This is a genomic window from Candidatus Eisenbacteria bacterium (assembly GCA_005893305.1).
GTDB lineage: Bacteria > Eisenbacteria > RBG-16-71-46 > SZUA-252 > SZUA-252 > WS-9.
This window is the reverse complement of sequence record VBOZ01000017.1, coordinates 108,607-130,764: the sequence shown is the minus strand read 5'-3', so window position 1 is coordinate 130,764 and position 22,158 is coordinate 108,607. Positions and strand designations below refer to the sequence as shown.

Here is a 22,158-nt window from a genome sequence, read left to right as displayed (position 1 = left end):
CCTCCCTAGACCTTCGAGCGCGGCGCCGCGACGGTCATGCTGTCCCCCGGCGCGCAGCGCACCACGACTTGATCCCGATAGCGCGTGTCGACCGCGAGGACACGGCGGTCGCGTTCCCGTACGTCCCGCAGCGCGGCGCCCAGGGCCCGCATGGCGGGCAAGGTGACGCGCTCCGGGTCGACATAGATCGGGATCTGATCGCGCGATGTGCGAAGCACCACGCGGTTCCGGTCCTCCGAGATGATTTCCGAGATATCCGAGACCAGCCCCACCTCCGGGGCCTCGAGGAGCGAGACGAGCCGCAGCACGTCGGCGAGGCGCGCGCTCGTGACGTGCGCGCCCGGCTTCACGGTGGGAAACGGCACGCCCGAGAGGACGGGCCGGTCGGCGACCAGGCCCCGCGCGAGCGGCGAGAGGATCGTCCCGGTGGCGTCCACCTCGAGGAGCGTCCCGGCGTTCACGAGGAGGAACGTGCGGCGCTCCCGGATCTCCACCCGGAGACGTCCCGGGGCTCGCGTCACCCGCGCGTCCTCGATCCGCGGATGCAGCCGGAGCGCGGCCTCGACTTTCGCGGGATCGATCCCGAACAAGGAAGCTCCCTCGCGGACCGGGATTTGAGCCCGGATCTCCTCGGGCGAGAGATAGAGATAGCCGCTGATCTCGAAGCCCCCCGCGCGAAACGGGGGGAGAACGCCCAGAAGGCGCGCCGTCGGCCGCGCGAGAAGCGGAAGCAGGAGCGCGGCCGCCGCGGAGCCGAGGACGAGCAGAAGGATTCTCCGATTCCGCCGCCGCCGCGCCGGCTTCTTCCACGTCGGCTGCTCTTGATAGCCGGCTCTCATCGACTCTTCCCCCTGGCGATCTCGGCGACCCGGTAGACGTCGCCGGCGCCGATTGTCACGAGGAGATCTCCGCGCTTCAGCGCCTTCCCCACCTGGCACGCGGCCTCGTCGAACGAGGCGGCCCGACGGACGCGGGGTCCGCCCGCCGCCTCCACCGCGGCGGCCAGCGCCTCCGAGGTGACTCCCTCGATCGGCTTCTCCCCGGCGGGATAGATCGGGAGGAGCACCAGCTCGGACACTCCCGTGAAGCACCGCGCGAACCGATCGAGGAGCGCCTGCGTGCGCGAGTAGCGGTGCGGTTGGAACACGGCGACGATCCGGCGGCCGTACGAGGCCTGGAGCGCGAGGAGCGCTGCCTCGATCTCCGTGGGATGGTGGCCGTAGTCGTCGATCCAGAGCGCGCCCAATACGTCGCCGCGGACCTCGAGACGACGGCCCACGCCCGCGAAGTCGTGGAGCGCGGCGCGGATCGTGGGGAACGGGATGCCCAGCTCCCATGCTGTCGCCGCCGCGGCGAGGGCGTTCCTCGCGTTGTGCGCGCCGGCGACCTTGAGCTCGATCGATCCCTCGTCCCGACCGTGCGCGACCAGCCGGAACCGGACGCCCTTGGAATCGACCACGAGGTCCTTCCCCGCGAAGTCGCCGTCGGTCCCGAAGCCGTAAGTCAGCACGCGCCGCTTGACGTCGTGGCGGATCAGGGCGGCGTTCGGATCGTCGATCGGGAGGACGACCGTCCCGTAGAACGGCACGCGGTTGACGAAGCGGAGGAACGCCGCGCGGATCTCCTCCAAGCCCTTGTAGAAATCGAGGTGCTCCTCGTCGATATTGGTGATCACCGCGATGGTCGGCGAGAGAAGCAGGAAGGAGCCGTCGCTCTCGTCGGCCTCGGCGACCAGGTACGGCCCGCGTCCCAGACGCGCGTGGGCGCCGATCGCCATGAGGCGCCCGCCGACGATCACCGTCGGGTCCAGGTCGCCGCGCGCGAGGATCTCGCCCACCATCGAGGTCGTGGTCGTCTTTCCGTGCGCCCCCGCGACCGCGACCGAGTGCTTGATCCGCATCAGCTCGGCGAGCATCTCGGCCCGCGGAATCACCGGGATGCCGAGCAGGTGGGCGCGCTGGATCTCGGGGTTCGACTCCTCGATCGCCGTCGAGGCGACGACGACGTCCACCCCCTCGACGTGCGTGGCGTCGTGGGAGACCGCGACGCGCGCGCCCAGCTCCCGGAGCCTGGCCACGACTTCGCCCTCCTTCACGTCCGAGCCGGACACCTCATACCCCAGGTTCAGAAGCACCTCCGCGATCCCGCTCATCCCGCTCCCGCCGATTCCGATCAGATGGATCCTCCGAATTCGTCCGTTCATTCCCCGCTCGGGGACTCGGAGCCCGCGGCACTCAGCTCGGGCAGCTCCCCGATCGATCGAACGATCCGCTCCGCGGCGTTGGTTCGCGAGAAGGCGCGCGCGTTTCGGCCCATGCGCCGCAGCCGCTGCTCGTCGCGGAAGAGGATCTCGATCTGGTCGGCCAGACTATCCGGTGTCAGCTCCTTGTCCGCGATCATCTCCGCCGCGCCCCGTTCGACGAGGCCGCGCGCGTTCTGCGTCTGGTGGTCCCGCGCCGCGTGGGGGTACGGAATCAGGATCGCCGGAACGCCGCACGCCGTGAGCTCCGTGATGGTCATGGCCCCGGAGCGGCAGACCGCCAGGTCCGCGACCGCGTAGGCCTTCTCCATCTGGTCGAGATAGGCGAAGGCACGAACCGGGATGGAAATCTCTTTGGCCCGGGCCCGGCTCGCTTCGAAATCCTCCGCGCCGGTTTGCCAGACGATCTGAAGCTGCGGCACCCGCGAGAGACGCGGCAGCGCTCCCGAGAGCGCCCGGTTGATGCTGGAGGCGCCGCGGCTGCCGCCGAACACCAAGAGTGTCCGACGCGACGGGTCGAGGCCGAGCCACTCGTAGGCGCTCTGCCGGTCCCCGCGCAGAAGCGAGCTTCGAATCGGGTTTCCCGAGACCTTCAGGTTGTTCCTCCGACGGAAGTAGTTCCGCGACTCCACGAAGCTGATGTGCACCTGGCTCGCGATGAGGCTGAGCCAGCGGTTCGCCGCGCCGGGCACCGAGTTCTGTTCCTGGAGCACCAAGGGAATGCCGAGAAGGCGGGCCCAGAGGCCCACCGGCCCGCTGACGAAGCCGCCGGTCGCGATGACCGCGTGCGGCTTGACGTCCTTGATGATCCCGGCCACCTGAACGAAGCTCTTCCCAAATCCCCACGCCGCGCGAATCATGCCCAGCCCCGGCCGCCGGGGAAACCCGCGCGCGTCGATCGCGCGGAACGCGAATCCCGCGGCGGGCACGGCCTTCGCCTCGACGCCCCGTTCCGTCCCCACGAAGGTGACGGTCGAATCGGGATGAATCCGCATCCACTCCTCGGCGATGGCGATTCCGGGATAGACGTGTCCGCCCGTCCCACCCGCCGCGATCAGGATGCGAACGGAACGCGCGCTATCGTCCACCCGCACGCCGGACCGCGGCCTTCCCTCCGACCGAGGTCGTTCGAATGCCGGTTTCCATCTGACTTGCGATGTTGAGGAGGACACCAGTTACCCCCAGGTTCACCACGAGGGCCGAGCCCCCGTAGCTCAGAAAAGGCAGCGGCAGACCGGTGGTGGGCACCACGCCGGTCACCACCGCGACGTTGATGGCGACATAGACGATGAGATTCACGGTCAGCCCGGCCGCGAGCAGGAAGCCGAAGCGGTCGGGCGCCATGCCCGCGATCTTGAGGCCACGAAGGAAGAGGACCACGTAGGCGAGAAGGACCGCGCCTGTCCCGATGAGGCCCAGCTCCTCCCCGATCACGGCGTAGATGAAATCGGTGTGCGGGTCGGGCAGGAAAAAGACCTTCTGGAGCCCGTGCCCGGGCCCGGTGCCGAAGAGCCCGCCGGAGCCGAGCGCGATGATCGACTGGGAGAGCTGCCAGTTCTTGCCGAGTGAGTCGATCGAGCCGCTCCCCCAGAGACCCCACCACGCCTCGACGCGGTCCATCATGTACGGATGGCGAAGGACCTGGATCGAGGCCAGGAATATCCCTCCGAGGAGGAGAAACCCCAGGTGGCGAAACCGGGTGCCCGAGAGGTGGAGCATCAGGAATCCGGTGGCGAGAAGCGCGATGGTGCTCCCCAGATTGGGCTGGAGGAGAATCAGGAGCGAAAGACCGCCCAGCACGAAGACCGCGGGCAGAACGCCGTCCTTGAACGAGGCCATGCGCTCCCCTTTGCGGTCGAGGAGCCGTGCCAAGTAGGCCACGCACGCGATGCGCGCCAGCTCGGTCGGCTGCACGTTCATGGCCGCGAAGGAGAGCCAGCGATTCGCGCCCCGGACACCCACGCCGCCGACGGCGAGGAGCACGACGAGGAGCGCCGTGCAGGCGCCGAGGGCCCACGGCGCCAGGCGCATGTAGACGTGATAGTCGACGCGCGCCGCCAGGAGCAGCACGACGAGGCCGATCCCGATCCGGATCGCGTGGCGCTTCAGGAAGAAATATTCCGACTGGTATCGCTCGGCGCCGAGAAACGCGCTCGAGGAATAGACCATCACCAGGCCGAGCGCGACGAGGGCGGCCACCGGCAGGAGCAGCGTGAGATCGAGGCGCCGCGGCGGCGTGATCGCGAAGCTCATCGTTTCGCCCTCGTCAGCGAGCGCTTCAGCTCAAGGACCGCGGCCTCGAACCGGGCGCCCCGCTCTTCGAAATTCCGGAACATGTCGAAGCTCGCGCAGCCGGGAGAGAGGAGGACCACCCCTCCGGCCGTCGCGTGGGTCCGGGCCAGCTGGACCGCATCTTCCAGCGTCTTCGCGCGCACCGAGGGAACACGCGGCCAGGCCTGCTCGAGCTTCGACGTCGCCTCCCCGACATAGACGGCCTGGCGGACCCGCTCGCGGACGAGCGGCGCGATCGACGCGAAGTCGCCGTCCTTGTCCCTTCCCCCCGCGATCAGGACGATGGGCGAATCGAACGACTCGAGCGCCCGGCGCAGCGCGTCGACGTTCGTCGCCTTCGAGTCGTTCACGTAGCGCACCCCCTCGACCTCCGCCACCAGAGCCAGACGGTGCGGAAGGCCGCGAAATTCCCGGAGCGTCTTCACGACCGCCCGCGCCGGCACGCCCAGCGCCATCGCGGCCGCGGTGGCGGCGCAGAGGTTCTCGGTGTTGTGCGGCCCCTGGAGCAAGGCCTCGTCCCGGCGCATGAGCGTTCCCTCGCGGCCCGCGACGCGGTACCGGATCGACCCCTCCGACTCCCAGACGCCGTCTCCGGTCGGATCGGCGAACCCGAACCAGATCGGGTGGGAGCGCATCGGCTGGAGGAGCCGCGTGAGCCGCGGGTCGCCGAGCGGCTGGACCCGGAAATCCTCCGCGGTCTGATTCGCGAACATCTTCACCTTGATCTCGGCGTAGCGGTCGATCGTGCCGTGGCGGTCCAGGTGATCCGGCGTGACGTTCAGGATCACGCCCACGCGCGGGCGGAACCGCGTGCAGAGCTCGAGCTGGAAGCTTGAGACCTCGACGACCAGAAACCCGTCCTCGGGCACCTCCTCCGCGCGCTCCGAGAGCGCGGTCCCGATGTTCCCCAAGACCTCCGTCTTCCGGCCCGCGTTCCGGCCCATCGCGCCCAAGAGCTCCACGGTCGTGCTCTTCCCGTTCGTGCCGGTGACCGCGACCGTAGGGGCCTTCGCCACGGCGAATCCCAGCTCGATCTCGGGCGCGATCGGAATTCCACGGCGCTCGGCTTCCACGAAGAGCGGAAGGTCCGCGGGCACGCCGGGGCTCGCGACGACGAGGTCCCGCCCTTCGAGCGCGGACGGGTCCATCGTGGCGTAACGTGCCTCCATGCCGCGGCGCTCGAGGTCCGCCGCGTCGCCCGAAATCTCATCCCGCCGCCGGCGGTCGATCGCCCTCACGTTCGCTCCGTACTTGAGAAGCAGCCGCGCCGCGGCCGTGCCGCTCCGCGCCAAGCCCACCACCAGGACGCGCCGTCCCGCGAACCAGGGAGGGCTCTTGGTGGTGTTCATTGCAGCTTCAGCGTGCTCAAGCCGACCAGGGCGGCGAGCGCGGCGGCGATCCAGAATCGGACGACCACGCGCGGCTCCTTCCATCCCGACAGCTCGAAGTGATGGTGTAACGGCGCCATCTTGAAGACCCGTTTCCCCCAGACCTTGAACGAGAAGACCTGGATCAGGACCGAGAGCGCCTCCGCCACGAAAACAGCGCCGACGATCGCGAGCAGGAACTCCCGCTTGATGAGGACCGCCACGGCACCGAGGGCCGCGCCGAGCGACAGCGAGCCGGTGTCCCCCATGAAGACGTCGGCCGGATTGCAATTCCACCAGAGGAAGCCGAGCGTGGCCCCGACCACGGCGGCGCAGAAGACCGTCAGCTCTCCCGTGCCCGCGATGTACGGCACTTGGAGGTACTCGGAGAACTTGACGTGGCCGGTGATGTAGCACATGCCGCCGAGCGCGACCGCGGCGAATGCGGTCATCCCCGCGGCGAGGCCATCCAGGCCGTCGGCGAGATTCACCGCGTTCGACGCGCCCGTGATGACCAGGATCACGAAGGGAAGGTAGAGCCACCCGAAATCGATCACCGTGCGCTTCAGGAACGGAACGTTCGTCGCGCCCGGATCGATCATTCCGTGCGCCGGGTAGAAGTAGACCGCGACGAACACCCCGATCCCCAAGAGGATCTGGCCCGCCAGCTTGTACCGGCCCAGGAGCCCCTTCCGGTAATGGAGCATCACGCGCAGGTAGTCGTCGATGAAGCCGACCGAGCCCATCCAGAGGGTCGCGGCGAGGGCGATCAGGACGTTCCGGTTGCCCCAATTCCCCCAGAGAAGGGTCGAGATGGTGATCGCGATGACGATGAGGACTCCTCCCATCGTCGGGGTGCCTGCTTTGGGAAGATGGGTCTTCGGCCCATCGTCGCGAACCTTCTGCCCGACGCCCAGGCTCTTGAGCTTGGCGATCACCGGACGTCCGAGCACCAGCGCGATCAGGAGCGCGGTCGCGAGCGCGTAGGCGGAGCGGAACGTGATGTACCGGAAAACGTTGAACGGCGCGAAGTACTCGTGGAGCGGATAGAGGAAGTGGTAGAACATCAGTCTTTCCCCGCCGAGCCAGGCTCGAGCGCTTGCACGACGCGCTCGAGGCGCATCCCGCGCGACGCCTTCACGAGAATGAGATCGCCGCGCTTCGCGTCCTTCGAGACCGCGGCCGCCATCTCGGGCACGTCCTCGAAACGCCGGATGCGCGACGCCGGAAGCCCCGCGTCACGCGCTCCGCGCTCGACCGCGGTCGCATAAGTCCCGGCCACGTAGAGCCACGAATCCGGCGGCACCAGGCGCCCCACCTCCTCGTGGAGCGACTCGGCGCCCACGCCCAGCTCCAGCATGTCCGCGAGCACCGCGCGGCGCGCCCCGCCGGTCTCCATCGATCCCAGGAGGGCGAGCGCTTCGCGCATCGAGGCGGGGTTGGCGTTATACACGTCGTCGACGATCGAAACCCCTCGCTTCGACTCGATCAGCTCGAGGCGGTGACGTGTCGGTCGCAGCGCATGGAGCGCGGCGGCGGCCCGATCGCGCGGAACGCCGAGGTGATCGCCGACCGCGATCGCGGCCAGGGCGTTCCGGGCGTTGTGGCGCCCCAGGAGCGAGAGCGACACGACCGTCCCGTCGGGGAGCGTGAATCGGGTGCCCCCCACCGCGGTGGTCGAGATCTGGGTGGGCCTCAGGTCCGCCTCGGCGTTGTCGAGGGCGTAGCTCCGGATCGGGACCGCGCGGCGCCGGTTCATCTCCCAGAGAAGTGGATCGTCGGCGTTCAGCACCAGGAGCCCATCGGGAGCGATGGCCGCCGCGAGCTCGCTCTTCGCCCGCGCGACCTCCTCCACGGTTCCCAGCTGCGCCAGGTGTGCCGCCGAGGCGTTCGTGAGGACGCCCACGGTCGGCCGGCAGAGCGTCGCGAGGAATTCGATCTCGCCGCGCGCGCTCATCCCGAGCTCGATGACAAGCGCCTCGTGCTCCGGGCGGAGCCGGCAGAGCGTGAGCGGGACGCCGATGTGATTGTTCAGGTTTCCCACGTTCTTGTGCACTTTGCTCGCGGTGCCGAGGACGGCCGCGATCATCTCCTTGGTGGTCGTCTTGCCGTTCGACCCGGTCACCGCGACGACGGGAATCGAAACGCGGTCCCGGCAGTGCCGCCCCAGCGCCTGGAGGGCCGCGAGCGGATCCCTCACCTCGATCACCGGCTTGCCGGCGCGCGGCCACTCGGCCGACGACGCCCTCCCGGCCCGGATCAAGCTGCCCCCCGCCGCGCCCTTCAACGCCGCCGCGATGAAGTCATGGCCGTCGGCGTGCGATCCGGGCAAGGGAATGAAGAGCTCCCCGCCCTCCAGCGCACGGCTATCGATCGCGCAGCCAGAGAAGTGCGGCTCGGTTCCCGAGGGCATCGGATCCCAGAGACGTCCCCCGGTCACCTCGAGGACGTCGAACAGCTTGAGCCAAGGGCTGCCGGTCCTGCTCACGGGCGAAAGCCCCTCGCCTCGAGCGCGCGCCGCGCCAGATCCCGGTCGTCCAGGACGATGGTCCGATCGCTCAATACCTGGTACGTCTCGTGACCCTTCCCGGCGATCAGGAGCACGTCCCCCGCCTGGCACGCCTCCACGGCGGCCCGGATCGCCTCGGTGCGGTCCGCGATGACGCGCACGTTCGTCGCGCCCTCCGTCCCCGCCACGATGTCCGCGAGGATGGCGTTGGGATCCTCGCTCCGCGGATTGTCCGACGTCAGGAACACCAGATCGGCGCCTTTAACCGCCGCCTTCCCCATGAGCGGCCGTTTGCCGCGGTCGCGGTCGCCGCCGGCGCCGAAAACGCAGAGGACGCGTCGCGGCCTCATCGCGCGCACGGCCTCGAGCGAGCGTTCCAGCGCGTCGGGCGTGTGCGCGTAGTCGACCAGCACCTGGAACGGCTGCCCCGACTCGACCGGCTCGAGCCGCCCCGGAACGGAGACGACCGCCTCGAGCCCGGCGGCGATCGCCGCCGGCGGCGCGCCGACGGCCATGCAGCCGGAGAATGCTGCGAGCGCGTTCATCACGTTGAAAGCACCGCGCAGGCGGAGGGCGACCGAAAAAGAGCCGTGCGCCGTATCGATCCGGAACCTCGTGCCCGCCGGGTCGAACCGCACGTCTTCGGCCTTAACCTCCGCTGCGCTCTTCGAGCTGAATCCCAGGAACGGCTGATCTCCATGCTCCCGGATCCAGCGACCGGCTGGATCGTCCATGTTCACCACCCCCATGAACTGTTTGGAGCGATCACCTCGGGTCTCCGCGCGGAAGAGCCTGAGCTTCGCGTCGCGGTATGCCTCGAGCGTGCCGTGGAAATCGAGATGATCTTGCGTCAAGTTCGTGAAAACTCCCGCGTCGAACGCCACGCCGTATGTCCGGTCCAAAGCCAAAGCGTGCGACGAGACCTCCATCGCGACCGCGGTCGCTCCCCGATCGCGCCAGCGGCGCAGAAGCCGCGAAAGCTCCGGCGCCTCGGGCGTCGTGTGCGGAGCGGGTTCTTCCGCCCCTTCAAACGAGTAGCCGACGGTTCCGATCACGCCGACGCGATCGCCCCGGGCGGCCAGCCCCCCGCGGATCAGGTGCGCCGTCGTCGTCTTTCCGTTGGTTCCCGTCACGCCCACCATCACGAGCTCCTTCGACGGATGCCCGGTCTCCTCGGCCGCCAGCTGCGCCAGTGCCCGCCGGCTGTCCCGCACGCGGATCTGAGGAATCGGAAGCTCTCCGGCCGGCCGCTCGACCACCGCGGCCGCCGCGCCCTTCTCTACCGCCGCGCGCAGAAACTCGTGCCCGTCCGTGCGCCCGCCCTTCACCGCGACAAAGAGATCTCCCTTCCCGACCGAGCGCGAGTCGTACTGCACCCGCTCCCACCCGCCCGCGAGCCTCCCGACGACCTCCGCGGCTCCCAAGATCCCCGGCACGGCGGCAACCTCCTTTGCGGGTGCGGCGATCACGTGCCCCGCGGAGACAGGACCAGCGAGCACTTGGTTCCCTTTCGCGCCGGCTCGCCCGGCGCGGGCGTCTGATCGACGACCACGCCGCTTCCCCGCACTCTTCCGATCTCGATGGCCACGGCGCTGAGCCGCGAGAGCGCCTGGCGAAGCGCGAGACCGCGGAGATCGGGCACCGCCGCATCCTCCTCTTCGAGCGCCGCGAGGGTCAGCTCGACCACGGTTCCGGGTCGCGCCGCCGTCCGAGCCTCGGGCAACTGGGTCGAGACCCGCCCTCCGACGGCGCCCATCCCGGCGACGCGCATTCCGTATCCGGCCCGGGCCAGCTCCTCCCGCGCCCGGCTCAGCTCGAGCAGGCGTACGTCGGGCACCGCGTCGGCCGCCGGGGCCTCGTCATCGACCCGTACGACGGTGGAGGGTGGGAGCGCGATCGGTCCGCGTCCCTGGAGCGCCCATGCGGCCAGGATTTCCCGGAAGACCGGGGCCGCGACGGAGCCGCCGTAATAGGCGCCCCTGGGCTCGTCCAGGATGATGAGCCCGACCACGACCGGGTCGGCAGCGGGGGCCATTCCGATGAAGGAAGAGATGTAGCGACCTACCCCGTAACCGCGCTCGTTCTCCACGGTCTTCTGGGCCGTGCCGGTCTTTCCGGCCACCTCGCACCAGGGCAGAGCCGCTTCCGTGGCCGTCCCCTGGGTCACCGCGTCGCGCAGGAACGAGCGGAACGTCCTCGCCGTCTCCGATGAGATCACGCGCCGGACCTGCTCGATCGGGACCTCCCGTATCGGCTCGCCGTCCGGGTCGACCACCGCCGAGACGATCCGGGGACGGAGGAGGATGCCCCCGTTCGCGACCGCGGCGTAGGCCATCAGCATCTGGATCGGCGTGACCAGGACCTCCTGGCCGATCGAGATGGTCGCGAGCGAGCGCTTCGACCACCGGTCCGGATGCCGGATCTGGCCGGGCGCCTCTCCGGGCAGCGAGATGCGGGTGGCCTGGCCGAATCCGAAAAGACGGGCGAAGTCGTAGAGCGTCGCCGCGCCAAGGCGGGTACCGATCCGCGCGTAGCAGACGTTGCTCGAGAGCGCCGTCGCGCTGCGCACCGAGTACCACCGGGTCTCGGGATGAGAGTCGTGGATCGTGAACCCGCCGAAATCACCTTCGCCGCGCTCGACCCAGAAGGAATCGGATGGGGCAAAGACACGCCCCTCGAGCGCGGCGCAACCTGCAAGGATCTTGAACGTGGAGCCGGGCTCGTACTGGTCCGCGATCAGACGGTTCCGGTGTCCGTCGCCGCCCGGCCGGCGCGGATCGTCCACGGTCACCATCGCGAGAATGTCGCCGGTCCTGGGATCGGCGAAGACGGCCATGCCGCTCTTCGCGCCGGTCCGCTCGACCGCCTCGCGCAGCTTCAGCGCGGCGATCGACTGCGCATCGAGATCGATCGTCGTGATGATGCTCGAGCCGGCCTCGGGAAGCTTCACGAGGCTCTGCGGCAGCTGATAGGTGATCCCCCGATTGTCGTTGAAGAGGGTCGCCCAGCCGCTCCCTCCTCTGAGATCGCGATCGAACATCTTCTCGAGCCCTTCGAGGCCCAGCCCTTCCCCGCCCAGGAGCCCGACCACGGGCCGTGCCACCAGATCGAGCGGGTAGACGCGGCTGGGCACCTCCTCGACGTGCACTCCCTCGGGCAGCGCCGTGGTGCGAAGCGCGAGTTCCTGCTCGGGGGTCAGGTGCGGCGAGAGCCGCACGTAGGCCGCGTGCCGCGCCTTGCCGGCGCGGAAGCGGCTCGCGGCCGCCGGCCCCGCCGCCTGCGCGAGGAAGGCCTGCGTGGCGCCCGCGTTCTTGACGTCGCTCGGACGGACCGAAAGCCGGCTCAACGAGACGTTGTCGGCGAGGGAGCGGAGGTGACGGTCGTAGATCCGGCCGCGCTCCGGCTCAAGGATCACGCGCTGCGTCTGCTGCTGTCTCGCCGCCCGGGCGAACCGGCCGTGGTCGAGCAATTGAATCTGGACGAGGCGGGCGAAGAGAAAGAGGAACGCGCCCATGCCGAGAACCGCGATGAGGCGGAGACGACGAAGATCGCGCGGGCTCATCGACCCACCGCCGCCCGCACCGGCACGGCCGTGACGTCCGCGTCAAGCGGCGCGGGTCGGCCCTTGTGAATTCGCCGGAAGAACGCGCCGAGCCGGTCGACCACTCCGGGTCGCGAAACGGCGCGCGGGATCGCCTGATCCAGATCGATCTCGATGATCCGCGCCGGATCGGGGGCGACGAATCCCTGCGCGCGCAGCGTCTGGGAATCGATTCCCTCGCGCAGCGCCGCCTGGTCGCGGAGCTCCGACGAGAGACGGATCCGGTTCTCGAGGCCCCGCACTTCCCTCCGCAGCCGCTCCCGCTCCATCGAGAGGGAATTCGTGATGGTGCTCTCCCAGACCTTGGAGAAGAGGAGCGAGCCCAGCACGAAGAGCGCGAGGAGCAGCTTGCCGTACCGGGGCCGCGGCGCCTGCACCGAGTAACGCCTCAGGTAGACGCGGCCGGAATCGGCCCTCGCGGAAGCGCGCGCCGGGGCGCCTCCCGACCGTCCGGAAATCGCTCCGCCGGGGGTCACAATCTCGAGAATGTTGCTGGCTACGCTCACGAACCAGTCTCCTTTCTCCGTGCCGCTCGAAGGCGCGCGCTCGAGGCACGCGGGTTCAAGCGGACTTCTTCAACCGAGGGGCGGATCGGCCGCGGGGTCAACGGCACCCACGGCGACGGGGTCGGCTCCACCCACGCGTCCATGGGGCGCGGCGGGCGGATGGCGGTTTTCACCATTCGGTCTTCGAGCGAGTGATAGGCGATGACGCAGAGCGTGCCGCCGGGCAGAACGACGCGCGCCGCGATCTCGAGCAGCGCGGAGAGCTCCTCGAGCTCGTGGTTCACGGCGATCCGGAGCGCCTGGAAGGCCTGCGCGATCCGGCGGGGCCGCGATGGACCGGGATAGATCGGCTGGAGCGCCTCTCGAAGCGTGCGCGTCGTGAGCGGATGGTGCTCGGACGCCGCGCGTCGGATCGCGCGCGTCGCGGCGCGGGCCCGGGGCAGCTCCCCGTACGATTGGAGGGCCGCCTCGAGGGCGCGGTCGTCCGTTCCCCGGATCCACGCGTCCGCCGTCATCGGGAGCGACGGATCGAGGCGCATGTCGAGCGGGCCATCCTGGGCGAAGGAGAGACCCCGCGCCGGATCGTCCAGCTGGTCCGAGGAGATGCCGAGATCGGCCAGCAGGCCATGCACGCCCGTGATGCCGAGCCCCCCGAGAACCTGATCGATCTCGGAGAACCGCCCGCGGACGGCGGTGAATCGGTGTGGCGGCGCCGGCGGATTCGCGCGAGCGCGCTCGACCGCCGCCGGATCGCAATCCATTGCGATGACCCTAGCCTCCTCCCCTCCCAACGCCGCCACGATTTCGCGGCTGTGGCCGCCCAACCCCAGGGTCGCGTCCAAATACGTTCCCCCAGGGTCGGTCACCAGCAGCCGCACGGCCTCCTGCCTCAGTACCGGGACGTGACCCGGCATCGGCGATCCCCTAGTACCTGGTCTTGCCCCAGGCTTCCGCCCGGGCGGCCCCCGGAATTCCGGCGGGGCTGCGGGCGAAGCTCGCAGATTCGAAGTCGGTCGCGCGCCATTCGAGACGGCTCAGAGCCGGCGCCTGGCCGGCCACATGGAAGAGCGCGCGCAGGTACGGATTCAGCCCGACAAACCAGATCGAGGCTCCCCGATCGCGCAGGCGCTGGAGCGCCAACGTGAATTCCGAGAGACCCCGGTAATCCAGATGGCTCACGTCTTCGAAGTCGATGCGAAGGGAGTCGCGCGGAGAGCCTCCGGACTCGACCATCGCGTCGACGACGCGCGTGAGCTCCCGGCGCCCGAGGCTGCCGAAGAGTCGGAGCTTGAGCGCGCCGCCGCGCGCGGCCTCCCACTGATAGGTGGGTCGATCCGCCGCGCCCGCCGCTCGCGAATCGATCGTCGCGCGCGTCACAGGAGAAGCTCTCCGGCCATGTCCTCGTACGTGCGGTCCGAGGAGGCCATGTATTTCTCGAACTCTTCCGGACTCCAGATTTCGATGTGATCGAGCACGCCGTTCACCAGCACTTCCTTTTTCAGCGCGGCGTGCGCGATGAGGCTCGGCGGAATCGCGACGCGGCCCTGCGCGTCGAGCGTTTCATCGCGCGAGTCGAGGAGCATATGGCGCTGGTAGCGGCGATGGGTTGGATCGCTGAATGAGCGGGAGCGGAGTCGATCCTCGAGCCGCTTGAACTCGTCCGCCGGGAAGAGGGAGACGCAAGCGTCGAGACCGCGGAGGACCACGAACGTCTCGCTCGCGTCTCCCGACAAGAGGCGCCGGAAGCGAGCAGGGATGCTCACCCGCCCCTTGTGATCAATGGAATGCTTGTAACTGCCGCGGAACGTCGCCATCCCAGATCCCTTGATGCCCCCCGAACGTCCCGCCTATGGGGATCGAAGCGTTCCCCACTTCGTCCCACAATTCACCACGCGCCGCATCGTACGTCCGCACCCAAGGGGTGTCAAGGCGGATTCCAGGCTTTTTTACAAAAATATGATGGTGTTATGTAATGAGTTACGGGATTTTGAGGAGAGGTGGGGAAAGTCTAGTTGCGGGGGTGTGAATCGAGGCCGGAGAGGAGCCCTGCGACCCGCGCCGCGACGGCGCTTCGCTCCCATTCCGGGGCCTGCGGCCGGGGCGGCGCGGAGGAGAGACCCCCGCCGCGGCGCCACTCGGAGAACAGGCGTCCGATCGCCTCGGCGGTGGCCCCCTCGTCGCGGGCCGAGCAAACTGGACCCGCGCCCGATGCCCGGAGTAGGTCGGCGCCCGGGCCGGGGTCCAGTATCCCGAGCACGGGGCGCCCGCTTGTCAGGTATTCGTAGATTTTGCCGGTGTAGAGGAGCGCATCGGCTTCTCCGCCGTGCCCAAGCAGGACGAGCGCCCCGGCCCGTTTCATGGCGGCGAGGGCCTCGAGGTGCGGCCGGGATGGCTCGAGCTCGACGATCCCTTGAAGGTCTTCGAGATCGTCCGGGAGAAGCTCCTCGTTCCCACCGAGGAACCGGAGCCTGATCCATTCCTCGGCCGAGGGATCCGCTTCGATCACCCGCCGCACGGCCCCGAGCAGCGTGCGTGCCGTGGGACGATGCGCGAGCTGCCCTGCGTGCAGGAGGACGAGCCTCCCGCGGTCGCGATTCTCCTCTTCGATCGACGCGGCCGTGGGCGTCAGCCGGTCGACCCGGCGCCAGTCGTCCGAATCGACGCCGTTCGGAACGTAGACGAAGCGCTCCGGCGGAAGGCCGGGATATCGCCCCTGGTACAGAGCGACCATCGCCTCGCTCACGAGCGTGACTCGGTCGGCCGCTTCGACGACCGCGCGCTCGAGCGCGCGGTGACGCCCGTCGTGCCACGGCGTCGGCGGCGCGTACGTTACGCGCCCGACCCAGGGATCGCGGAAGTCCGCGATCCACGGGAGGCCGAAGCGCCGCTTGAGACCCTTCCCCGCCAGATGGGCGCTCTCCGGGGACGACGTGGTCCAGATCGCATCCACGCCTCCCGCCTCGATGCGCCGGGCCGCGGCTCGCTCCGCCTCCCGCGCCCACGGCAGATATCCGTCCGGGATGAGGAGCCACGACTGAAGCTTCCTCAATGCTTGAAACGAGCGCGGGTCGCGCCCGCCCTGCCGCCGCTCGACCGCCACGCCCCCGCCCGCGAGGAGCCGGAGCAAACGATGGGACGTCATCCCGCGTGCGCGGATCACTTCGGTCGAGTTGGGGACCTCCTCGAGCAGCGTGGGATCGAGGATCCAGTAGTCGGGATCGCGCGCGGTCACGACAGTCGAGGTCCAGCCCAGCGGGTCCAGGTAGCGGACGAGCTTCAGGGAACGCTGGCACCCGCCGCCGCCGATCGGCGGGAAGAAGTAGGCGAGGACGAGGAGCCGTTTCAAGCGGGGTCTCCGCGGAGCGCGCCGTTCCGCCCTGCGGCGGTGACCGCGATCGCGCGGAGCCGCTCCTCCGTCTCCGCGAGCGTGTCGTCGAATCTCGCGCCGGAGGTCACGGCGGCCCGCGCGCGATCGGCCATGGCGCCGGCGGTGGCCGCGTCGCGCGCGATCTCGGCCAACGCGCAGGCGACCGCCTCCGCGTCGCCGACCGGCACGAGCAGGCCCTCGCGCCGATGCGTCACCCACTCCCGGTTTCCGGCGATGTCGGTCACCACCGGCGCCAAGCCCGCGGCCATTCCCTCGAGGAGCGATTGCGATGTCGAGTCGGACCGGGAGAGAGAAACGTACGCATCGTGGCCCCGATAGAGCGCGAGGAGCTTCTCGCCCTCGACCCATCCGGTGAAGACGACCTGCTCCGCGATTCCCTCGCGTCGGGCGAGTGCTTCAAGGTCGGGGCGAAGCGGCCCGGCTCCGGCCATGGTCGCGCGGAAGGCGACGCCCTTCCGGCCCAGGATTCCGAGCGCGCGCACGAAGGTCGCGGGGTCGTAGAGCGTCTCGAGCTGGCGTGTCCAGAGGACGCGGAGCGCGCTGGACCCGGCGCGACGCGCGGCCCAGGCTTCCTTTGGCTCGAGCGCGCGGACGTTGACGCCCCACGCGCGCTTCCAGACCTTCTCGGGCTCGGCACCCAAGCGCAACGCCGCTTCTTCGAGATTCCCGGCATCGACGTGGATCAATTGCGCGCTGCGGAGCGTCCAGCGCGCCCGAGCGCGATGAAATGGCGTGCGCGTGGCGTTCCGGAGCAGATCGGAGCCCCAGCAGACGAGCATCCACGGGGTGGCCCCCGCCAGGGCGGCGAGGAAGCCGTAGCTCGGCAGGAAGTGCGCGACGGTCACGTCGGGACGGAACGCGCGAAGTTCCTGCCGGACCGCCTTGCGGGCGCTCGCGTAGCGGAGCGCCGAGATCGGCAGGGGCCAACCGACGACGCGCGTGGGCACGCCGGACGGCACCTCCGATTCGGTCGCCGTCAGCAGACGAAGCTCGTGACCGCGCTCCCGAAGCCCCTGCGCCCAGCGCCGCGTGTGCACCGCCGGGGCGTGCGCGAGGAGGAGAATCCTCACCGGCGTCCTAGGAGCGAAGTCGCCGGTGGAGGGCGCTTCGGCGCCCCGCGATCAGGACGGACCGCGGTCGCGCGCCCCATCCTTCCTTGAACCGGACGAGACCGGCGGCGCCGAGAGGCGTCGCGCCGAAGTTGTACTCGAGGTAGCCCGCCCCGCAGAGGGTCTCGAGGAGGCTCGCGATGAGGTAGTTGTTCGGGCGGAGATGCCACGACGACTCGCGCGAGACCGGGAGCCAGCTCATCGCGGTCCCCTCGTGGAACAGGTGGAGGCTCGCCGCGACGGCCGCCCCCTCGTGGAGGACGAGGTGGTACCGGGCGAGCCCGGCCGGCACGAGGGATTTCAAGATTCGCTCGTAGAGCGAATACGGCTTGGGCGTTCCGCCGCGGCGGCGAACGGTCTCCACCGCGATCTCGTAGAACGCGTGAAGATCTTCGGACGTCTCGGCGACGCGGATCGAGAGCGCGCTCTCGTCGGCCTGCCGGACGAGACGCCGCGTCGAGGGAGAGAATCCCTTCGCCACGCTCTCGTAGTCGCTCGAGAGCGCAAGCACGTGCGTGATCGATTCCTCCGGGCGGAGGTTGTCCGGGAAATCGCCCGCGGTCCCCTCGTACCAGGTGACGCGCGAGCGGGCCACGAGCCTCCGGGCCACTCGGGCGGCATACGCCTCCATGAGAAGGCGGCGCACCGCGGAGGGATCCGGATGCCCCTCGCGAACGATCGGCCCTCCGTAGGTTCCGAACGGCATCGACTCGACGGTCCGGAAGATTCCCCGCCGGCGGGAGATCATGCCGATCCCGCCCGAGTAGCCTGACGAATCCTGTACGACGATCGCCTCCCACTTGGAGCCTTTCCATTCTTCGGTCCAGAGCTTCGCCCAGGCCGAGGTGTGGAACACGGTCGCTTCCGGAGACGCGGCGACCAAGCCGTCCCACGCCGACGTGTCCGGCGGCGAGACCAGCCCGACTTCCGAGGCGACCCTCACCGCACGACCGCCGTTCGAAGAATTCGCGAGCGGTCGCCGGCCCTCAAGACGACGACGTAGACGCCCGGTGCGGCCGGTGATCCGTTCGCGAGGCGGAGGTCCCACACCTCGTTGTGCGCCGGATCGCAGCGGAAGCGCCGGATGAGCGCGCCCGTCAGGTCGCGCACTTCGCCGAAAACCTCGTCGGTGATCCCCCCGAGGCGGAGCGCGGTCGCGGTCGCTCCGAGCGGGCTCGGGTAGAGGTACGATCGGTCGCTGAACCCGCTTGAGCCCGCGCCCGGGAAGATCTCGGAGATGCCGTCGGAGGTTCCCGCCCAGAGGACGCCGCGGCCGGAGTCCCAGGCGAGCGACTGAACGTCGTCGCCGGCCAGACCGTCGAGCGCGCTCCAGCTCTCGACGACGCCGGTCACGGCCTCGACGCGGGCGAGGCCCCCGGACGTGGCGACCCAGAGGTTTCCGTCGGAGTCGAGGACGAGGTCTTTGACCTGGGGCGAGGGGAGCTTCGCGTTCGTCGCGGCCGTCGCCGCTGGATCGACGAAATCGTTGACCATGCGCACGAGGCCGCCGACGGTCCCGACCCATCCGGAGGAAGCCCCGGTCGTCACGACCGCGGTGGTCTGATCGCTCGGAAATCCGGTTCCGGTGTAGCGAAGCCAGCGGTCGTCGGAGTGGTCGGTGAGGGTTCCGTTCCCATCCCAGATGCTGAGCCCGCTCGTGGCCAGGGCGAACCAGCCGCGCCCCGCGGCGTCGAACGAGACCCCGCGTAGGTTGTTGCTCGCGATGCCGACGCCCGTTCCGCCCTGTGTGTTCGAAGGGGTCAGCGAGTCGAGGAGCGCCGCCGTCGTGCCGTCGAAGGCATAGGCGCCGTTCCCGTGCTCGACGCTCACCCCGAAGACCAGGCCGGTCGAAGTCTGCGCGAACGCGTAGAGGTTGGTCACGCCGAGGGTGTCCCATACTCCGGTCGCCGGGTCCCACCGCTCCGTCCGGGGCTTCGGGTCCCCGGCGCTGCAGCAGTGAGCGATCCAGAGCTTTCCGGCGCCATCGGAGAAGATGCCGAACACGCTCGCCTGCTGGAGGGAGCCGCCGGTCGAGAAGTTGGTGAGCTCGGTCCAGCTCTGCCCGTCGTAGTGGAGAATGCTGGGCTCCACGGAATTCCCGGTCGCGAACCAAACCCCGCGCGCGTCGGCCGTGGCGCGCTGCGTCCCGTTCACCGCCGGTCCGGGAGAGAGGTGGAGCTCCCAACCGACCGCGGGGCTCAGGTCCCTGGCAAGCCCATTGTCGGTGGCGATCCAGAGCCTTCCGTCGGGCGCCGACTCCAGATCGTTCGCGCGGCCGTTGGAGAGTCCGACCAAGCCGAGCGCGGTCCAGCCGGCACCGGGGGAATAGCGGTACACGCCCGAGCCGGTCGTGCCCGAATAGAGGACGCCGCCGGTCGAGTGGAGGGCGATGCTTTCGCCCGCATGCCCCGCCGCGACGGTCGTGAAGACGCCGGCCGCGTAGCGGCGGGGTCCCGCCACCGTGGACGCCCAGAGCGTGTCGGCGTGGAGCTCGAGGTCCCGCACCGGGACCCCGAGCGCCGCCGCGCGATTGAGCCATGTACCGCCCGCGAACGCAGAGAGGCCGGCGGAGGTGGCGCACCAGATCGTGTCGCCCACCATCTGAAACGCGCGGATGTCGTCGGCGACGAGCGCGCCTCCCGTGCTCGCGCTCGAATCGGACCGCCGGAGCGCGAACTGCCCGGTGATCGGGTTCTCGGTGAAGAGCGCGACGCCGCCGCTCGTCCCGACCCAGACGCTGTCGCCGTGGACATAGAGCGCCTGCACGCGATCGCTCGGCAGGCCGTCGAACGACGTGAGCGTCCGGCGGAACCCGCCGTCGGGACGGAGCCGCGCGAGCCCCCTGTCCGCGGTGCCCGCCCAGAGGGACCCGCTCGGGCTCGATACGACGCAGAGGATCCGGTTCGAGGGGAGGCCGCCCGGGGCCCGGATCAGCTTCGTGAGGGCACCCGTGGCCGGATCGGCGAAGACTACCCCACCGAACGTCGCGGCCGCGAGCCTCCCCTGCCACGCCGCGAGGCCCACGATCTGGTTCGAGTTGACGTGGTTCTTGATGAAGAGCCGCGTCGCGAAGGCCGTCCCGGGCGATGCCGCCGCGAGCAGTGCCGCGTGAAACGCGGCGAGCGCCGCGCTCCGCCAGATCCGGATCGGCCGGCTCCGCGTCCGCTCGATCGGCATCAGCCCGCGCCTCCCGCCGTCGCCCTCAGGAAGATGCGCAGATCCTCGGCGAGCGAGAATCTCGCGAGGTACGCAAGCTCCGATTCGAGACGGGCCCTGCGGTCCGAGGCGGCGTCGCTCGAGGGAGAGACCACGCCCGGGCGAAGCGATTCGAGGGCGAGGCGCGCCCAGGCGGGGACGTCGGTCCAGCGGTCGGTCTCGTACGCGCTCCGCCCGACCCAGCTCCGCTCCCCGGACAGAACTTGCCGCCAGGCTTCGCCGGGCCCGATCGCCTCGCCTTGCGCGGCGAGGTATTCCCTGAGACGGCCCCAACGCCATGGCGCGACCAGAAACGACAGGGCGAGGTCGCTCACCCGCTTCCGGGCGCGGAGCGAGAGCCCGCGGCTCGGGGCGTAGAGAAGGGCCGCGCGGAGGGGGCCGAGCTTCCGCGATTCCCCGGCGGCCGACGCCAGGTGCGCGACCGATCCCGCCCAGTAGACCGCCGCTCCCGAATCGCGAAGGGACGCGGCCAGCGCGAGCAGGTAGGGAATCTCGTCGGACTCCGGCACGACGCATACGATCTGGATCCGCTCGCTGTCGACGAGCGCGCGGATGCGCGCCGCAGCCGCCTCCGGCGTCTCCTCCTCGCCCGACGGAGCCTCCGCGTGAAGGGGCTCGTATCCGTCCCGGCGCGCGGCCTCGAGCGCCGCGCGCGCGTGCTCGGCCTCCGAGCCGGAGCCGAGGAGAAGAACCCGCCGGAAGGCGAACCCTTGCGCCCGGGCGCCCGCGCCGAGGCGGGACAGGAGCCCGCGCGAGAGGAGAAGAAAAAGGAACAAGATTGGCCCGACGAGCAGGACCAGCACGCGCGAGTACCGTGGCATCTGGAACAGGAACGTGGCCGCCATGAGGAGAAGGCCGGCTTGGATCACCGCCTGCCCGATGAGGAAGCCGCGCTCGATCGCCTCGCTGAAGATCGTGCGGCGGTAGAGCCCGTTCATCGCCAGGGCCGCCACGGTCACCGCGATCGTGAAGAACAGGAGGCCGCTGTAACTCTGCATGGGGTAGACCGGCCGCTCGAAGTACGCATTGAGCGCGGCGCGGATCTCGTACGCGGCGAAGCAGGCCGCCGCGGCGGCGACGATGTCCGAGACGAGGGTCAGGAGCTGTACCACGCGGCGGCGATGCTGGCTCATGGCGTACACGATCGCGCTCCATTTCTCGGTGAAGCGAAGGAGCCCGGCGGCGTGCGCCCGGACCGAACGCGGCCGCCCCTGCGCGCTCGCCCGCGCGTGGTCGTGGACCATCCGCGACTCGGCGCAGTAGACGACCTCGAAGCCGTGGCGCCACATGCGCTGGCACCAATCGACGTCTTCAAAGTAGAGAAAGTACCGCTCATCCATCAGCCCCACGTCCCGCATCGCCCGGCGGCGGACGTACATCGCGGCGCCCAAGACCCAATCGACGGCACGGGTCTCCTCGTGGTCCCATTCCGCCATCAGGTGCGCGCGCACCGCGCGGCTCCGCTCCACGAGCGCTCCCAAGGGCACACGGCGAAGGAGCAGCGTCCTCCAATTGTAGAATCGGCGAGAGGAAAGCTGAAGGCTCCCGTCGGGATTCAGAAGCCTGGGAGCAAGGATTCCCGCGCGCGGATGGCTCTCCGCCGCCCGCTCGAGGGCCTCGATCGAGCCGGGAGGGACCTGGACGTCGGGATTCAGGATCAGCACGTCCTCCTCGGACGCGGCCCGGATGCCCTCGTTCACGCCGCGTGCGTACCCGAGGTTCTTCCCGGGCGTGAGGACGCGCGCCGGCCAACCCGCCCCGCGCGCGAGATCGTCCAAGGGTTCGCCCGAGTTGTTCACGATCAGGATCTCGCGGAGCGAGGACGGCTTCGCGGCCCGCAGCGAATCGAGGAGCCGCGCGAGCGCCTCCCGGGTCTTGTAGTGGACCACGACCAGCGAGATGCCCACGCG

18 protein-coding genes are annotated in these 22,158 nt (G+C 69.8%); all 18 read right to left on the bottom strand.

The genetic code is table 11. From position 1 onward, the window contains the following. Positions 1–5: 5 nt before the first annotated feature. The 18 genes from E6K79_06900 to E6K79_06815 all read right to left on the bottom strand — a co-directional run bounded on the left by E6K79_06900 (position 6) and on the right by E6K79_06815 (position 22,155). Positions 6–839, bottom strand: a complete 834-nt coding sequence (locus E6K79_06900) for an FtsQ-type POTRA domain-containing protein (GenBank protein TMQ64758.1) — start codon at positions 837–839, stop codon at positions 6–8. Then, positions 836–2,203, bottom strand: a complete 1,368-nt coding sequence (locus E6K79_06895) for a UDP-N-acetylmuramate--L-alanine ligase (protein TMQ64757.1) — start codon at positions 2,201–2,203, stop codon at positions 836–838. The genes E6K79_06900 and E6K79_06895 overlap by 4 nt, the downstream gene beginning before the upstream one ends. Then, on the bottom strand, positions 2,200–3,435 hold the full coding sequence (murG, locus tag E6K79_06890; protein TMQ64756.1) for an undecaprenyldiphospho-muramoylpentapeptide beta-N-acetylglucosaminyltransferase: 1,236 nt from the start codon (positions 3,433–3,435) through the stop codon (positions 2,200–2,202). The genes E6K79_06895 and murG overlap by 4 nt, the downstream gene beginning before the upstream one ends. After that, positions 3,338–4,513 (bottom strand): putative lipid II flippase FtsW, encoded by a 1,176-nt coding sequence (gene ftsW, locus E6K79_06885; protein ID TMQ64755.1) that lies wholly within the window; start codon positions 4,511–4,513, stop codon positions 3,338–3,340. The genes murG and ftsW overlap by 98 nt, the downstream gene beginning before the upstream one ends. After that, complete coding sequence (gene murD / locus E6K79_06880; protein TMQ64754.1) at positions 4,510–5,985, bottom strand: UDP-N-acetylmuramoyl-L-alanine--D-glutamate ligase; 1,476 nt, start codon at positions 5,983–5,985, stop codon at positions 4,510–4,512. The genes ftsW and murD overlap by 4 nt, the downstream gene beginning before the upstream one ends. Further along, positions 5,898–6,986 (bottom strand): phospho-N-acetylmuramoyl-pentapeptide-transferase, encoded by a 1,089-nt coding sequence (locus tag E6K79_06875; GenBank protein TMQ64753.1) that lies wholly within the window; start codon positions 6,984–6,986, stop codon positions 5,898–5,900. The genes murD and E6K79_06875 overlap by 88 nt, the downstream gene beginning before the upstream one ends. After that, entirely contained in the window at positions 6,986–8,407 is a 1,422-nt protein-coding gene (locus tag E6K79_06870; GenBank protein ID TMQ64752.1) for a UDP-N-acetylmuramoyl-tripeptide--D-alanyl-D-alanine ligase, read from the bottom strand. The genes E6K79_06875 and E6K79_06870 overlap by 1 nt, the downstream gene beginning before the upstream one ends. Further along, positions 8,404–9,927, bottom strand: a complete 1,524-nt coding sequence (locus E6K79_06865; GenBank protein TMQ64751.1) for a UDP-N-acetylmuramoyl-L-alanyl-D-glutamate--2,6-diaminopimelate ligase — start codon at positions 9,925–9,927, stop codon at positions 8,404–8,406. The genes E6K79_06870 and E6K79_06865 overlap by 4 nt, the downstream gene beginning before the upstream one ends. Continuing rightward, on the bottom strand, positions 9,894–11,990 hold the full coding sequence (locus E6K79_06860; protein ID TMQ64750.1) for a PASTA domain-containing protein: 2,097 nt from the start codon (positions 11,988–11,990) through the stop codon (positions 9,894–9,896). Before E6K79_06860 ends, E6K79_06865 begins: the two co-directional genes overlap by 34 nt. Further along, the gene (locus E6K79_06855; GenBank protein TMQ64749.1) at positions 11,987–12,535 is read right to left on the bottom strand and encodes a hypothetical protein; all 549 of its coding nucleotides are present in this window, start codon (positions 12,533–12,535) and stop codon (positions 11,987–11,989) included. The genes E6K79_06860 and E6K79_06855 overlap by 4 nt, the downstream gene beginning before the upstream one ends. Further along, positions 12,532–13,449: a 16S rRNA (cytosine(1402)-N(4))-methyltransferase RsmH gene (rsmH, locus tag E6K79_06850; protein ID TMQ64748.1), complete on the bottom strand. Its 918-nt coding sequence runs from the start codon at positions 13,447–13,449 to the stop codon at positions 12,532–12,534. Before rsmH ends, E6K79_06855 begins: the two co-directional genes overlap by 4 nt. Positions 13,450–13,459: 10 nt before the next feature. Further along, positions 13,460–13,912, bottom strand: a complete 453-nt coding sequence (locus E6K79_06845; GenBank protein TMQ64747.1) for an STAS domain-containing protein — start codon at positions 13,910–13,912, stop codon at positions 13,460–13,462. Then, positions 13,909–14,349: a division/cell wall cluster transcriptional repressor MraZ gene (gene mraZ, locus E6K79_06840; protein ID TMQ64746.1), complete on the bottom strand. Its 441-nt coding sequence runs from the start codon at positions 14,347–14,349 to the stop codon at positions 13,909–13,911. The genes E6K79_06845 and mraZ overlap by 4 nt, the downstream gene beginning before the upstream one ends. 194 nt (positions 14,350–14,543) lie before the next feature. Further along, positions 14,544–15,881, bottom strand: a complete 1,338-nt coding sequence (locus tag E6K79_06835) for a glycosyltransferase family 4 protein (GenBank protein TMQ64745.1) — start codon at positions 15,879–15,881, stop codon at positions 14,544–14,546. Further along, positions 15,878–16,993 carry a glycosyltransferase family 4 protein gene (locus E6K79_06830; protein ID TMQ64744.1) on the bottom strand — a complete coding sequence of 372 codons (1,116 nt, stop codon included), beginning with the start codon at positions 16,991–16,993 and terminating at the stop codon, positions 15,878–15,880. The genes E6K79_06835 and E6K79_06830 overlap by 4 nt, the downstream gene beginning before the upstream one ends. Positions 16,994–17,000: 7 nt before the next feature. Next, positions 17,001–17,975, bottom strand: a complete 975-nt coding sequence (locus E6K79_06825) for a GNAT family N-acetyltransferase (GenBank protein TMQ64743.1) — start codon at positions 17,973–17,975, stop codon at positions 17,001–17,003. Next, positions 17,972–20,764 carry a hypothetical protein gene (locus E6K79_06820; GenBank protein TMQ64742.1) on the bottom strand — a complete coding sequence of 931 codons (2,793 nt, stop codon included), beginning with the start codon at positions 20,762–20,764 and terminating at the stop codon, positions 17,972–17,974. Before E6K79_06820 ends, E6K79_06825 begins: the two co-directional genes overlap by 4 nt. After that, positions 20,209–22,155, bottom strand: coding sequence for a glycosyltransferase (locus E6K79_06815; GenBank protein TMQ64741.1), 1,947 nt, complete (start codon positions 22,153–22,155; stop codon positions 20,209–20,211). The genes E6K79_06820 and E6K79_06815 overlap by 556 nt, the downstream gene beginning before the upstream one ends. Positions 22,156–22,158 lie beyond the last annotated feature (3 nt).